The organism is Actinokineospora bangkokensis (genome assembly GCF_001940455.1).
GTDB classification, from domain to species: Bacteria; Actinomycetota; Actinomycetes; order Mycobacteriales; family Pseudonocardiaceae; genus Actinokineospora; species Actinokineospora bangkokensis.
In genome coordinates this window covers 178,315-193,603 of record NZ_MKQR01000028.1, presented here as the reverse complement: position 1 = coordinate 193,603, position 15,289 = coordinate 178,315, and the positions used below count along the sequence as shown (strand labels likewise).

The window sequence follows — 15,289 nt, the reverse complement described above, 5'->3', positions numbered from 1 at the left end:
CTGCCCGGGCGACCCGCTGTCGTGGCGCGGCGGTTTTATTGCTGGTGGGGAGGGGTTTGTCAAGCGGCTCTCCGGGTCATGGTTGTGCACAGGGCTGTCCCCAGGCTGGGGAGAACTCGGGGGTTTCCGGCTGCGGCGGGCGGGGCCGGGCAGGGGAACGGCCCCGGAGCTGGGGGTCCACCGGGGCCGTTCACCGGGTGCATCGCCGGTGCGGGCCGGGTGTTTCACACCGGTTCACCGAATCCGCGTCGGAGAGTGGGGGCTGTGGGTGCGTGGGTTTGGCGGCTTGGTGGGTGGGGCTGTGGGTGGGGCCACTTGGCTTTGCCGGGGGGTGGGGGGTTGGGTGGGTGGCCCGGTTGGGTGGATTCGCTTGGTCGGGGCCCCTACGGCGATCATGCGCTGCGGGCGGGGAAAAGGCGGGCTGAAAAGACGCCCGCCCGTCCCGTTGGGTAGCACATGATCGCCTCCCCCGACCAAGCGAATCCACCCAACCGGGCAGAGCCGTCTGCCCCGGCTCGGCTTCCTGGGGTGGTCGCCTCCACTGCCAGCGGGACCACCCACCAGGGCGGGTTGTGCAGCCCGGGTTCGGGTTTGGGGGTGGTCGCCTTCCCGCACGACGGGACCACCAACCGGGGCGGGTTGTCGGCCTGGGTTCGGCGTGGTGGGTGGTGCGGGCGGGGGCTCTAGGTGCGAGTGCGGAAGGTGGTGAGGTTGAGGGCCGCGCGGGCGCGGTGGAGGGGGCTGGTGTGGGAGCCCATGGCCTTGCGGACGGCGTCGACGGTGGTCCAGAAGGTGGTGGCGGTGTGGTCGGTGGGGTCGTGGGGGCCGAAGACGGTGGCGTCGGCGGTGTGGGCGAGGGGGTGGACGGCCCGGTCGCCCAGGGCTCGGGCCTGTTCGGGGCGGGTGAGGCCCGGGGGGATGACCGCGCCCAGGTCCCTGGCGCGGTCGAGGACCTCCTGCCAGCCCGCGGCGACGCGGGCGGCCGGGGTGCCGCGGGTGCGGCGGCGGCGCCTGCGCCAGGCCTTGCCGCCGAGGACGAGCAGGCAGAGCAGGGCGGCGGTGGCCAGCGGGGGCAGGACCCAGGTGAGCAGGAAGACCACGAAGGCGGGCCAGGGGGCCGAGCCCTCGTCGAGGTCGCCGGGGCGGCGGGTGGCGTTGGGGTCGACCTGGCTGGCGTCGGTGAGGGAGCTGGGCGGGTGGACGGTGTTGGGCGGGGGGACGATCGAGGCGTCGGTGTTCTCGACCTGCTGCGGGGGCTGCTTGTCCGGCTTCTTCGAGCGGTCGGGCATGAAGTCCGCGGCGCGCAGGGGCACCCAGGAGCCGTCCGCGAGGTGCACCTCCACCCAGGCCTGCACCTGCTCGCCGCGCACCACCCCGTCCGGGCCGGGCTGGGCGCCGAGCACGACGCGGGTGGGCATGCCGAGCTGGTTGGCGATCAGGGCGAACACCGCCGCGTACTGCTCGTCGTCGCCCACCGGGCGCTGGGCGTTGAGGAAGGCGGTGAGCCTGCCGGTGCCGTGGCCGGGCAGGTACTCCTGCTCGCCGGGGCCGCCGTCGCTGTAGGCGCCGTTGTCGCGCAGGTGGGAGGCCACCGCGCGCAGCCGGGCGCCGAGGTCGGTCTCGCTGCCCGCCCACCCGGTCGCCTTCGCGTTGACGAAGGTGGACGCCGCGGTGGACACGGTGGGGCGGCCGAAGGGCTGGGGGTCCTCGGGCAGCTGGGTGCTCGGCAGCACCGCCTCGATGGTGTAGCTGTCGCCCGCGGAGAGCCGGTCGGTGACGATGCCGGAGAGGGTGTCGAGGTTGTAGCGGAAGCCGTCGGTGTGCCCAGGCTCGTCGAAGCTGATCCCGGTGGGCACGCCCGCGGTGGGCAGCCAGGCGTTCACGTCGTCGGAGGCGGCGTAGGCGGCGCCGATGGTGACCGTCACGGTCGCGGGGGTGCCCTGGGCCGTGGTGGTGATGCGCGGGCCGACCCGCTGGAAGCCGCTGTCGGCGCCCCAGACGGTGCCGGTGTAGTCGGTGAGCGTCGCGATGCGCACCAGGCCGCCCTCCGGCAGGCCCCGCACGGTGAACAGCGTCTGGTCCCACAGCTGGTTGGCGTCCTTGGTGTACTTGCGGAAGCCCACCAGCGGTGAGGGGTACTGGTCGATCTCGAACGGCGGGGTGACGTAGTCGCGCAGCACCGTGCGGTCGCCGCCCGCGCCGGGCAGCACCGGGCTCGCGACCACCGCGACGCCCGCGGCCACGGCGATGACCCCGGCGCCGGTGGCCAGCCGGGTCGCGCGGCGGCCGCCGTCGCGGATGGGCCTGCGGCGGCGCCGGGCGCGCACCGCCGACCAGCACAGCACCAGGCAGGCGAAGGCCGCGCCCTGCAGGCGCGGGGCGTCCGGTTCGTGCGTGCCGAGCAGGATCACCGCCACCAGCACCAGGGCGGGGGCCAGCGCCGGGGCCGCGCTCCAGCGCAGCCTGCGGGCCATGGTGAACCCGCCCGCCCCGCACAACAGGCCCAGGATGTAGGGGATCACCAGCATCGGGCCGCTGCCGTCGACCGGCGGGACGGTGGTCAGCAGCTCCTTCCAGCTGTCGACGCCGGACTCGGCCAGGCCGCCGAGCGCGTCCGGGCCGGGCAGGAAGCCCGCGACCGCCCGGTCGCGCATGACCACGGCCCCGCCGAGCAGGAAGAACACCCCGACGGTCATGGCCGCGACGGTGACCAGCGGCTGGCGCAGCACGTTCGCCACGTGCCCCACCACGATGCCCAGCCCCAGCCCGACCACGCCGACGAGCAGGAAGGCCCAGCCGGTGAACGTGCCTGCGAAGCCCGCGACCGCGACCAGGAACGCCAGGGTGAGGAAGCCCGCGTCGGTGACGTCACCGCGGACGGGCAGCAGCGGGCGGCTCATCCGAACGTGCCCCCTTCGACGACGGCGCGCAGGTCGGTCAGGTCGCGCACGGCCGCGATGGTCAGCGACGCGCTGCCGGTGAGCCCGGCGGGGCGCCCGGCGGCCACGGCGAACGCGGTCTTGCTGGTGTCCTGGGTGAACTGGGCGGCGGCCCGGTCCAGCTCGGCGAAGTCGCGGTGCGCGCCGGTCACCAGGGCGACCATGGTGGCGTCCGGGGCGATCCTGGCCGCCCGCGCGGTCAGCTCGGCCAGCGGCAGCTCGGCGGGGGTGGCCATGGCCAGCCCGTCCAGCGCCCGCTGCGCGGTGGCGTCGTGCACCACCTGCCCGGCGGCCAGCAGCGACAGGTCGATCTCGTCCTCCACCGCGCGCAGGCACAGCGACCCCGCCACGGACATGGCCACCTCGAAGTCGTCGGGCTCGGCGTAGGCGGCCGGGTGCCCGTCGACCACCACGACGAGCCGGGCGCGCCGGGTGTCGAGGTACTGGCGCACCAGGAACGTGTCGTTGCGCGCGGCCCCGGACACCTTCGCCGACGAGCGCCAGTGGATGTGCCTGCGGTCGTCGCCGGGGGCGTACTCGCGCAGGGTGTGGAAGGCCAGGTCGCTGTTCGACGGGTCGTTGGTGGTGTGGCCCTCCAGGTCGCGCAGCAGGCCCGCGCCCAGCGACGACAGCGGCGTGGTCACCGGGTGCACGTGCAGGTCGCGGCGGCGGTCCCAGGACAGCGCGCGGCGCACCACGCCCAGCGGGTCGCCGCGCACGGTCACCGCGGGCCCCACCGGGATCACGCCGCGGCGGGTGGTCGGGATCTCGAACCACTCCCGGTGCACCTGCCCGGCGGCCAGCCCCGGCACGTCCACCACCCGGATGTCGGGCCCGATCGGCAGCTCCAGCTCCAGGGCCAGCAGCCGCCCGCCGGAGCGCCGCCCGGCGACCTCCACCCCGCACCCGGTGGACTGCCCGGCCACCACCCGCTCGCGGTCGAGGCCGAACCGCACCTCCAGCGCCGTGCGCCCCACCGCCCAGCCGGTGCACAGGGCGAACACCAGCAGCCCGGTCGCGCCCACCACCAGCAGCTCCAGCCAGCCGAACGCGGCGGCCAGCAGCCAGCAGACCACCGACCCGCCGAGCACCAGCCAGCCCAGCGGCGTCACCACGCCCAGCCACGGCGCCCACCGGCGCGCGGCGCGGCGCGCCTCCCGCAGCGCCGCCGCGGCGGCGGCGCCCACCCTCACCCGGCCCGTGCCGGTCGCGCTGGACAACGGTGTCAGCCCCGCGCCACCGGCGGCGGCACGTCGGCCAGCAGCTTGGCGATCACGTCGTCGACGGACACGCCGTCGAACTGCGCCTGCGGGTTGAGCAGGACGCGGTGGCTGAGCACCGGGGTCGCCAGCTCCTTGACGTCCTCGGGGGTGACGTAGTGGCGGCCCTTGGTCATCGCCCACGTCTTCGCGCAGCGCACGAACGCCAGGCAGCCGCGCACGGACACGCCCAGCCGCACGTGCTCGTGCTCGCGGGAGGCCTCGGCGATCCGGGTGATGTAGCCGAGCACCGCCGCGTCCACGTGCACCTGGTCGGCGGTGGCCGACAGCTGCCCGACCGCCGCGGTGCTGATCGCGGGCTGCACCTGCACCGACCGGTCGCGCACGGCCGCGGCGGTCAGCAGCGCCACCGTCGCGTTGTGGTCGGGGTAGCCCAGCGAGGTCTTCATCAGGAACCGGTCGAGCTGGGCCTCCGGCAGCCGGTAGGTGCCCGCCTGCTCCACCGGGTTCTGGGTGGCGATGACCATGAACGGCTTGCCCACCTCGTAGGGCTTGCCGTCGACGGTGACCCGCCCCTCCTCCATGACCTCCAGCAGCGCCGACTGGGTCTTCGGCGAGGCCCGGTTGATCTCGTCGGCCAGCACGATCGCGGCGAAGATCGGCCCGCGGTGGAACTCGAACTCCTGCTTGCGCTGGTCGTAGATGGTGACGCCGGTGACGTCGGAGGGCAGCAGGTCCGGGGTGAACTGGATGCGCGAGTTGCTGCCCTGCACCGACCGCGCCAGGGCCTTGGCCAGCGACGTCTTGCCGGTGCCGGGGTAGTCCTCTAGCAGCAGGTGCCCGTCGGAGAGCAGGCAGGTCAGCGCCAGCCGCACCGCGTGCTCCTTGCCGACGATCGCCACGCACACGTTCGCGACCAACCGGTCGAACGTCTGCGCGAACAGCTGCGCCTGCTCCGGGGTGGCCGTCATGCGCCGTCCTTCTCTTCCTGGGTGGGGGTGTTCACCAGAGCGCCGATCCCTGCACGCCACCGCAGGTGACGTAGACGCGTTCGCCCGGGTAGCCGTAGTAGTTCTGGGACTGCCGCGCCTCGTTGGGCCCGTAGTTCTGGTTGACGAAGCCGCCGTTGCCGTGGTCGCTGTTGAACGTGCACGTCACGCCACCGGTGAAGTTCTTGGTGGTGACGAAGATGAACGCGCAGCTGACGTCCGTGCACCCGGCGCAGTTGCCGTTGCACGGGTTGCCCTTGGCGACCTCCACCGACGGCGGCGGGGGCGGCGGGTCCTGGGTGCGGGCCTGGGCCTGCTTGGTGAGGGTGGGCCTGCCCGCGTCGCTGACGGTCACGGTGATGGTGTCGGTGTAGCTGTAGCCGACGTTGTCGGTGAACGACTGCGACCACACCCCGCACGCGCAGGTCGTGAAGGACTCGTCGCGGCCGGCGCTGCTCTGCACCCGCACGGTGGCGGGCTTGCCGTTGGGGTCCACCGAGACGCTGTAGTTCACGCTCTGCCCGTTGGGGGAGGCGGAGACGGTGAGGTCCTTCATGTTGCCGTAGGTGGTGAAGGCGCCGCTGGTGGCCTGGTTGCACGCGTTGGGACCGGTGGAGCCGTTGCAGTTCTGGAGGGTCACCGTGTACTCGGTGCCGTTGGTGGGCACCGTGATCGCGTAGTAGGCGTTCTGCGCGCCGTCGCGGCCGTAGGTCCACGTTCCGCACGAGCCGCCGCCGTTGACCGTGCACTTCACCGTGTTCGTCTTGCCGCGGGAGGGGGGCACGTCGAAGTACAGGTCGGCGGTGTTGTCCCGGCCCGTGGCGGTGACGCGGATGTCGGACACCGGGTCGGGCTGGGCGGACGCCTCGACCTGCGCGGGCGGGCTGGGCGGGGAGGTGTGCCCCACGGAGTTCTTCGCCGTCACGGTGTAGCTGTAGACGGTGCCGTCGTTGGCCACGCCGTCGTCGGCGCACGTGGTGGCGGAGGTGTCGGTGCAGATCGCACGGCCGTCCCGGTTCACCGTGTAGGTGGTGGGGCCGGGGCCGTTGGACCCGACGGCCGCCCAGTCCAGCACGACCGCCGTGCGCGAACCGCCCGCGATGAGCGAGGTCGTCGCCGTGGGCGCGCCCGGCGCCGCGGGGGCGCCTGCGGACTGGCCGCGGCCGGTGTTGGCCGGGCCGGGTCCTTGGGCGTTCACCGCGACGATCGTGAACGTGTAGACGGTGTCGTTGTCCAGGCCGGTGATCGTCGCCGAGGTGCCCTGGGCGGTCGAGCGGCCGCCGCCGGTCCAGGCGATCTCGTAGCGCTGCACGGCCGTGCCCTCGTTCGGCGGGGCGCTCCAGCTCAGCCGCAGGCTGTGGTCCTGCGGGTCGCTGGCGGTGATCGCGCCCACCGCACCGGGGACGGTGTTGGGCTGCGCGGCCGCCGACCGGCCGGACAGCGGGCTCCAGCCGACGAGGTTCCTGGCCTTGACCGCGAAGCTGTAGTCGCGGCCGTTGGTCAGCCCGGTGATGGTGCACGGCGACGCGGCGCACGCCTGCGAGCCGCCGTCGTACTCCACCTCGTAGCCCTCGATCGGCGCGCCGTTGGACGCCGGGGTCGGCCAGGACAGCTCCACGACCTTGCTCAGCGTGGTGCGGCCGGGCACCGGGGTGCCGGGCGCGTCCGGCACGCCCAGGACGTTGAGCGTGATGCGCCCGGTGACCTGCCGGTCGGTGCGGGAGCGGTCGGGCACGTCGGTGACCACCACGTCGAAGGCCATCTGGCCGTGCGCGTCGGCGCCCGGGGTCAGCCGCACCAGCGAGCCCGCCACCGAGGTCGTCGCGGCCATGCCCGCCACCTGGCGCACCGACACCACGCCGACCTCGGGGTCGCGCAGCCGGGAGCGGACGTAGGCGACCATGGACACCTCGGCGGTGTCGCCCGCCTTGATGCCGTCCTGGATGACCGGGGCCACCGACGGCGGCGGGGCGGCGGCGACGACCACCGGCAGCGCGGCGGGGGCGGCGTCGGTGCCGTCGACGGTGACCTCCAGGACGCCGGTGGCGCCGGGGCGGGCCGCGCCCGCGGCGGTGAGCCGCAGCCGCCTGCTGCCGTTGCCGTCGATGTCGACGTCGCCGGGGTCGGCCTTCCACGCGCCCGAGTAGCGCAGGTCGCGGGCGGTCTCGGCCTTGGCCGTCCACACGTGGCAGACGGAGGTGACGTCGATGCCCGCGCTGGTGCCGCCCGCGGTCAGGGTGATCGCCCCGCTCGGGCAGCGCAGCACCGGCACCTCCGGGCCCACCTGCACCGGCACGGAGATGTAGGCGGTCTGCCCGTCGGCCAGGGAGGCGCCGTTGGTCACCTGGAAGGTCACCGCGGCCGGGCCGTTGTAGCCCGCGAGGCCGGTGAGCACGAGCTTGGCCTCGCCGTCCGCGGCCGCGCGCAGGCCCGCGGCGGGCGAGGTGGCGATGCGGTCGACCAGGGTCAGCTTCACCGGCTTGCCCGCCGGGTCCACCACGTACTCGGCCAGGTCGACGGTGGTGCTGCCGTCCACGTCGACCTCGATGGACTGCCCGGCCTTGGCGTAGGGGGCGCCGTTGCCGGTGGCGGGCACGTGCAGGAACCCGACGGCCTTGGCACCGCCCGCGTCGGTGACCTCGTAGGCGACCGTGCGCGGCTGGTCGGTGACCGGGACGGTCAGCTCGCCGCCGCTCACCACGGCCCGGGGGTCGCTGGTGCTGGTGACGGTCAGCTTGTCGGACGGGCCGTCGACGTCGCCCGCGTGGTCGAGGACGTTGACCGCGACGGTGCCGGAGCCCGGCGGCGGGGGCTGGGCGTAGGTGTCGGCCACGACCGGCGGCGCGTTGTAGTCCTCCTGCGCGCGCAGGGTGAGCGTCGCCAGCGACGGGTCGCCGAGGCCGCCCGCGATCGCGTACACGACCACCAGCGGCTTGCCGGTGGCCTCCGGCGCGGTCAGCTCGACGACACCGGTCTGCTCGTCGAGCTCGACCTCCGGCGGCAGCACCGGGTTGCGCTTGTCCAGCGGCTCCACCACGAGCGTGTCACCGGGGGCGCGCACGTCGTTGTCCAGCACCGACACCGCCACGCGGGACCCGGGCGCGGCCGTGACCACGTCGTCGACCGCGACAGCGGGCTGCGGGTCGCCGGGCGGCACCACGCCCACGCGCACCACCGACTCCGCGGACTTGCCGTAGGGGTCGGTGACGACGTACTTGAAGCTGTCGGTGCCCGCGGTGGTCGGGTACGCCTGGTAGGTGACCGAGGTGGCGCCCACGGCGAGCACCCGGCCCAGGGCGGGCGCGGAGCCGATCCCGGTGACGGTCACCGAGTCGCCGTCGGGGTCGACGCCGGAGGTGGGCAGGGAGATCTCCAGGGTGTCGCCCGCGGTCGCGCGCGCCTCGACGGGCTGCGGGGTGGGCGCCTGGTCGGGGTTGGTGGGCGAGGGCGCCGGGGTGATCGTGATGTGCGCGTACCCGAAGGCGGGCGAGCCCGAGGCGTTCTGCGCCACGTACTTGACCGTCACCTTCGTCGGCGCGTCCACGGCCGCGGGCGGCACGTAGCGGACGGTGCCGCCGTTGGTGTAGGCCGTGCCGACCTGGGTGTCCGGGTCCTGCACGCCGGTCACCGACAACATGCCGGGCCCGGGTGCGCCCTGGACGTTGGCCTGGAGCACGATCGGCGCCCCACTGGGCGAGGTGTCGTTGTCCAGCACCGGGATCGTCACGGCGTCGCCCGCGCGGACGGTCGCGTGGTCGTCCTTGGGCACCGGGGTGTCGTCGGCGGGCGGGGCGAGCTGGGTCACCTGCACCTCGCCGGTGACCTCACCGGTGGCGCCGCTGGTGATGCTGTACCGCACCACCTGCGGGTTCGGCAGCAGCGCCGGGGTGACGGCGTTGATCCGCAGCCAGCGCCCGCGCACGACGGCCACCTGCAACTGGGCGTCGGTGGTGGTCTCGGCGCGCTGCACCACGAGCAGGTCGCCCGCCGGGTCGAAGTCGTTGGCGAGCACGTCGACCAGGGTGGGCAGCTGCCCGCGCACCACCGCGCTGTCGGGCACCGCGACCGGCGGCAGCGGCGACGGCGGGGCCGGTGCCGCGTCCACCCGGATGCTGCCCTTGGCGAAGGGGGCGTTGCCGTAGGAGGCGGTGTACTCCAGGAACGTGGTGCCCGGCTTGGTGGCGGTCACCGTGACGGTGCCGGTCTTGAGGTCGGAGAGCACGGTGGTGCCCGGCGGGGTGGCGACCTCGGCGGCCAGGGCGAGCTGGGCCAGCGGGTCGGTCGGGTCGGCGCCGGGGCGGTCGTTCTCCAGCGGCCGCACCACGATGGGCTTGCCGACCTGGCCGCGGGCCACGTCCGGCTCCGCGGTGGGGGCGACCGCCGCGCCAGCGGCCGGGTCCTGCACGACGACGTTCTCGGTGCCGCCCACCGGTTCCGAGCGGCCGTCGGTGACCCGGAACCGCACGGGCTGGCGGCCCGGCTCGGCGGGGGCGGTGTACTCGACGAACCCGTCCGGGGTGGTGGTGACGGACCCGGCCTCGGCGGCCGCGTCGGCGAGCACGATGGGGTCGCCGTCGAAGTCGCGCCAGTCGGCCAGGGCGGGCATGACGAGGTTGCCGCCCGCGGGCACCGACCAGTCCCGGGGCTGGTAGGCCAGCCGGGGCTCCGGGGGCTTGTTCTCGGCCTCGGCGCGCGCCTGCACGGACACGGTGGCGGTCGCGGTGAGCCCGCGCCCGTCGTCCACGGTGTACTTGAACGACGCGCTCTGCCCGCCGGGCGGCATGGTGACCTGCACGGTCTGCCCGTCCGGGGCGACCGAGAGCTGGGAGCCCGCGACCTGGGTGGCGCTCAGCGCCGTGATCGACAGGGTGTTGCCCGCCGGGTCGGAGTCGTTGTCCAGCACGTGCAGCACGGTGGTGCGGCCCGGCCGCGCGCCCAGGGTGTCGTCGACGGCCTTCGGCGGCTTGTCCCGCGCGGCGTCGGTGTTCTTGTCGTCCTTGGACTTGTCGCTGTCGCTCTCGATCGGCGGGGGCTTGACCGCCGACCAGTCGTCGACCTTCTGCTGCGTGCCCAGGTCCCACACCGCGCCGGTGGCCAGGTCGTTGAGCACCACGGCCTGCCTGTTGACGCGGAACTGCGGTTTGACCAGGGCGGCCTCGTCGCGCAGGTTGCCCGGGGTGGCCTTGCCGCCGCCGCAGGCGCGCACGTAGCCGGGGGTGGACTTGGCCCACGCCGCGTAGACGCAGTCCCCGAGGCGCACCGGCGCGGCGGGCGCACCCGCGGCGCCCTCGTGCAGGGCGGTGATGGCGCCGTCGCCCATCCCCACAGCGAACAGCCCGCGGCTGGTGGCGACGAGCGCGGTGGCCGCGGACTGCGACGGCTGCTGCAAGCGGGCGTCGGCGTCCGCGCCGAGGGCGCGGGTGGAGCCGTCGGGCAGGTAGAGGGTGCCGTCGCCGGTGTCGAGCACGACCATCAGCTCACCGACGGCGGTGGCCTGCGCCGCGCGCGGCTTGCCGCTCAGCTGCCCGTAGTCGGCGGGCTCGAAGCCGCTGTCGCCGACCCGGACGGTGACCGTCTTGCCGCTGGCGGACACCGCGTGCACGGCGCCGTCGACACCGACCGCGAGCGCGGCGGTGCCGCCCCCGTCGAGGGTGGCCACGGCGGGCCCGGCGGGGTCGATGCCGGACAGGTCGGTGGTGCCCGCCCGCTCGTCGACCCTGGTCGCCCACACCTTGCCCGAGGCGGGGTCGAGCGCGGCCAGGGTGCCACCGCCCAAGCGCAGCCGCACGTCCGCACCGACCGGCACCGCGCCGTCCGGCAGCGCCCTGGCCAGGCCGACGTCGACCGGCAGCGCCCGGCCGGTGGCCAGGTCGCGGGCGACCACGGCGGCGCCGTCCTGCAGCACGTCGAGCTGGTAGGAGGTCTGCGCGCCGCCGGGCGGGTAGAACGCGGCGTCGAGCGAGCCGACCGGCTTGTTCAGCCTGCCGACGAGGCCGTCGGCGTCGCTGGTCACCCAGATCCCGCCGTCGTGCAGGTCGGCCTGGCGCACCGGGTAGCCGGTGGAGGACAGGGCGAAGGTGACCAGGGCGCTCGCGCCGAGGACCAGGACCGCCGTGGACGCGATCGCGGTGCGGTGCCGCTTGAAGAAGCCCACTTCTCCCCTTACGTCCCTGGCCTGTCACCCGCCGTTATCGCGGGCTGCGGCCCCGGTGTTGCAGGAAGGGGATAACGGACAGGTTTCTGTCAACTCGCGCAGCTCTGCGGCGACCACTCGGCGGAGGCGTTGCTGCCGTCCGCGCGCACCACCTTCACCTGCACGCACACCGGGGTGCCCGCGGGCGACGGCAGGGTGAGCACGGGTGTCGGGGAGGTGCCGGAGCGCTGTCCGTCGGCTGTCCGCCAGGCGTAGGTGTCGGAGCTGAACTGGGCGGAGTAGGTCCAGGTGAACCGGACCGTCGCCGGGTCGACGCGGGAGGCGACGAGCGTCGGCTTGCCCGGCGGCACGTCCTCCTGCACCACCTTCGGCGGCGCGGCGACGGTGCTGCTGGGCGATTTCCCGCCACCCCCACCGGTGAACAGGATCACACCGGTGACGACGGCGGCGAGGACGGCCACCGCGCCGAGCGCGATGGCGGCGAGGGGCTTCTTCTGCTCGGCGGGCGGTTGCGGTGGCGGGCCCTGGGGCAGCGTGTCCTGCCTGGGCTGCTGGGCAGGCGGCGGAGGAGGGGTGGGCCGGGGCGCGGGTTGGTCGTAGCGCGGACCCGAGTCGTAGCGCGGCGGCGTGGGCCTGCTGTCCGGGCGGGGGTGGCCCTGCGGGCCCGAGGTGCCAGGAGGGCGCTGCGCCAGGGGCGCGAAACCCTGTGGCGGCAACGGGTTGCGGGGTTGCACGCTCGTCTCCGGCGCGGCTTGCCCCCTGGGTCGGTAGCTCGTCTCGGCGGCGGGCTGCTGCTGGTGGCCCGTCTCGGGGGCGGGCTGCCTGCGGGGGCGGAAGCCCGTCTCCGTCGGCGCCTTGGGGGTGTAGGACGTCTCGGCCGGGGCCTCGTCGACGGGGTCGTCGTCTCCATCGCGCTTGACGGCGGTCTTGTCGAGGTCCTCGGGCTCGGGCTGCGGCGTCCCCCGGGGGCCGAACGTGTGCTGGTACAGCGGTTCGGCCGGGCGCGGGGTGCTGACCATGGTGATGGTCGTCGTCGGCGTGCCCTGCCGGTACTCCACCGCTTGCAGCGCCAGGGCGAAGTCGCGCGCGGCCTGGTGCCGGTGCGCCGGGTCGCGGGACAGCCCGCGCAGCAGCACCTTCTCCAGCTCCGCGGGCACCCCGGGCGGCAGCGGGAAGGGGCGCGCGGCCGGGTCCTGGATGCGCCGGACGAGGGCGTCGGTCGAGTTGTCGCCCGCGGGCACCTCGAACGGCGAGCGCCCCGCGAGCAGGTGCCAGGTGGTCGCGGCCAGCGAGTAGATGTCCGAGGTGTAGGCCGAGGCGTGCCCGGCCACCACCTCCGGCGACGCCCAGGGCACCGACATCGCCACGTCCCCGGTCTCGGTGACCCCGACCCGGCCCGCGATCCCGAAGTCCGACAGCCGCGGCGCCCCGTGCTTGTCCACGAGGATGTTGGCGGGCTTGATGTCCCGGTGCAGGATGCCGCCCCGGTGCGCCGCGTCCACCGCCCCCGCCACCTGGATGCCCACCGACAGCGCCTCGGCCACCGGCAGCGGCCCCCGCCGCGCCCGGTCGGCGTAGTTCTCCTGCGGGTAGTACGGCATCACCAGGTAGTGCCTGCCGTCGTCGCTGACACCGGTGAAGTACACCGGGGTGATGTTCGGGTGGTCCTCCAGCTCCACCATGGCGTCGGCCTCGGCGGTGAACTGCTCCCGCAGCGCGGGCTCCAGTCCTTTGAGGACCTTCACGGCCACCGACCGGCGCGGCCGCGCCTGCCGGTACAGGTGCACGTCGGCGAACCCGCCGGACCCGATGAACCGCTGCCACCGCAGCCCCTCGATGCGCGGCGCGCTCACCCGGTCACCTCGTAGGTGAACCCGGTCCCCCCGGTGCCCAGCGCCACGTAGGCCCACGGCGCCAGCTCCACCGCCCGCTCGGCCCCCACCTCGAAGGTCACCTCCATCTGCGGCGTCACCGACGTCCCGTTGCGCGACCCGAGGTCGACCACCAGCACCCGCCACCCGTCCAACCGCACCTCGGCGTGCGTGCGCGAGATGTCGTCCCCGGGCACCTTCAGCACGTGCCGCACCCCCTGCGCGGTCGCGGAGGCGTCCGGCGCCCGCCCGATGACGACCCCCCGGTCCAGCGGGATGAGGTCCCCGGTCGAGAACCGCAGGGCCCCCAGCACCGGCCGGGGCACCTCCTCGATCTCCTGCTCCGCGATCGGCCCCTGGCACGCCCGGCACTGCCGCGCCTCGGGCGGGTTCAGGTGCGACTGGGAACACCGGACGGCGAGCACGTGCCCGGGCGCGAGGGCGCGCGGGGGCGGCGGGGTGGCCGCCCAGTCCAGGTGCGTGATGACCTGGGTGGCGTCGCGGGGGATGAACTCGGTGGCCCCGGAGGCGGGCTGGGCGAGGGCGGACACCATCGCGTCGACGGCGGCCACGGTGGTCGTCGCACCGCCCGGCACGACCTCCGTCATCCCGGTCGGCTCCGGCGGCACCTCGTCCCGCTGATCAGGCACCGCGACCTCGGCGGGAGGCGGCTGCGCGAGCACCGGGTCACTCGTCGGCTTCTCAAGCGCCACAACATCGGACGACACCGGCTGCCCGAGAGCCGACGGCGCCGGCGCGTCGTCTGGCTGCGCAGGTTCCGTAGACACGGGGGGCACCGGCTGCTCCGGTGCTTCGTCCCGCTGCTCAGGTGGCGCGGCCTGGGAGGCGATGGGCTGCGCTTGTCGTGCTTCGGGTTCGTCAGGTGCCCGCCCGGCGGGGTGAGGCTGCGCTGTGCCTGCGAAGTCGACGTGCAGTTCGCCCGCGGCGACGATCCCGCCCAACAGCGGCAAAGCAGGTCCGGTGGCGTCCTCGGCCACCAGCGTCACCGCGCCCACACCCTCGGCCAGCGGCACTTCCCGCCACGTGCTCACCCCAGCGCCTGCGAACTCCTCGTCGCCCACCACCGCGCGGGCCGCCCCGCGCAGCAGGAGCACGCCCTGCCCGGCGATGGCGAAGTCGGGTGCACCGCGCAGCGCGCCCCCGGTCGCGGCGGCGAGCAGTTCCAGGGGGTCGGCGTCCACCTGCGCCCAGCAGGCGGCCACCACCGGCGAGTCCGGCGGTACCGCGAGGAGCAGGGCACACCGGCGGCCGAGCACCGCGGTCCACCCACCCGCGCGGTACCGCGACGGCATCGCTAGGTCACCTTCCTCGGCGCGGTCTCCCCGGCGTCGTCGGCCGCGGAGCGCACGTGGTCGAGGACGACGGCGGTGACGTTGTCCCGGCCACCGGCGGCCACCGCGTCGGCCACCAGGCGCTGGGCGGCCTCCTTCGGGTCGTCGACCCTGGCCAGCACCGCGGCGATGTCCTCGTCGGGCAGCTCGTTGGTGAGCCCGTCGGAGCAGAGCAGGAACCGGTCGCCCTCGGTCGGCGGCAGCACCAGCAGGTCCGGCTCGGGGGCCACGGCCGACCCCAGGGCGCGGGTGACGACGTTGCGCCGGAAGTCCACCGCCGCCTCCTCCGGGGTCAGCTCCCCGGCGGCCACCAGCTCGGCCACCTCGGAGTGGTCGGTGGTCAGCTGCGCGAACTCCCCGTCGGCGAACCGGTAGACCCGCGAGTCCCCCACGTTGAACACCACCCAGTGCGGCGACCCGGCGAAGTCCACCAGGCAGATCCCGGTCACCGTCGTCCCCATCCCCGACCGCCCGGGGTCGCGCACCCCCGCGGCCACGATGTCGGCGTTCACCCGCACCAACCGGGCGCGCACGTCATCGGCCCGCTTCCCCCCTTCGGCGTCGAGGCCGCGCAACCCCTCCACCGCCATCGCGCTGGCCACGTCCCCGGCGGCGTGACCACCCATCCCGTCCGCCACGGCGAACACGGACTCCCCCACCAGGAACGAGTCCTCGTTGGCGGCGCGCACGGCCCCCACGTCACTCGCGGCCCCCACCCGGACCACCGGAACACTCACGACGACCTCCACCCGGACACCTGCCGA

At 74.7% G+C, this 15,289-nt stretch carries 7 protein-coding genes; all 7 read right to left on the bottom strand.

What is annotated here, in order from left to right:
* Positions 1–683: 683 nt before the first annotated feature.
* Entirely contained in the window at positions 684–2,900 is a 2,217-nt protein-coding gene (locus BJP25_RS27960; protein ID WP_143219355.1) for a transglutaminase-like domain-containing protein, read from the bottom strand.
* Entirely contained in the window at positions 2,897–4,159 is a 1,263-nt protein-coding gene (locus tag BJP25_RS27955; protein ID WP_143219354.1) for a DUF58 domain-containing protein, read from the bottom strand. Before BJP25_RS27955 ends, BJP25_RS27960 begins: the two co-directional genes overlap by 4 nt.
* Before the next feature lie 5 nt (positions 4,160–4,164).
* Complete coding sequence (locus BJP25_RS27950) at positions 4,165–5,130, bottom strand: AAA family ATPase (protein ID WP_075978010.1); 966 nt, start codon at positions 5,128–5,130, stop codon at positions 4,165–4,167.
* 31 nt (positions 5,131–5,161) lie between these two features.
* The gene (locus BJP25_RS27945; RefSeq protein WP_075978009.1) at positions 5,162–11,302 is read right to left on the bottom strand and encodes an Ig-like domain-containing protein; all 6,141 of its coding nucleotides are present in this window, start codon (positions 11,300–11,302) and stop codon (positions 5,162–5,164) included.
* Positions 11,303–11,391: 89 nt separating this feature from the next.
* Positions 11,392–13,155, bottom strand: coding sequence for a serine/threonine-protein kinase (locus tag BJP25_RS27940; protein ID WP_075978008.1), 1,764 nt, complete (start codon positions 13,153–13,155; stop codon positions 11,392–11,394).
* A complete protein-coding gene (locus BJP25_RS27935) occupies positions 13,152–14,486 on the bottom strand; it encodes an FHA domain-containing protein (RefSeq protein ID WP_075978007.1) in 1,335 nt (444 codons plus the stop codon). The genes BJP25_RS27940 and BJP25_RS27935 overlap by 4 nt, the downstream gene beginning before the upstream one ends.
* A 2-nt stretch (positions 14,487–14,488) precedes the next feature.
* Positions 14,489–15,262: a PP2C family protein-serine/threonine phosphatase gene (locus BJP25_RS27930; protein WP_084794752.1), complete on the bottom strand. Its 774-nt coding sequence runs from the start codon at positions 15,260–15,262 to the stop codon at positions 14,489–14,491.
* Positions 15,263–15,289: the final 27 nt, after the last annotated feature.

Excerpts from the sequence above, each read along its gene's own strand:
- BJP25_RS27960 (WP_143219355.1), bottom strand. The coding sequence starts at position 2,900 with ATGAGCCGCCCGCTGCTGCCCGTCCGCGGTGACGTCACCGACGCGGGC.
- BJP25_RS27950 (WP_075978010.1), bottom strand. The coding sequence starts at position 5,130 with ATGACGGCCACCCCGGAGCAGGCGCAGCTGTTCGCGCAGACGTTCGAC.
- BJP25_RS27935 (WP_075978007.1), bottom strand. The coding sequence starts at position 14,486 with ATGCCGTCGCGGTACCGCGCGGGTGGGTGGACCGCGGTGCTCGGCCGC.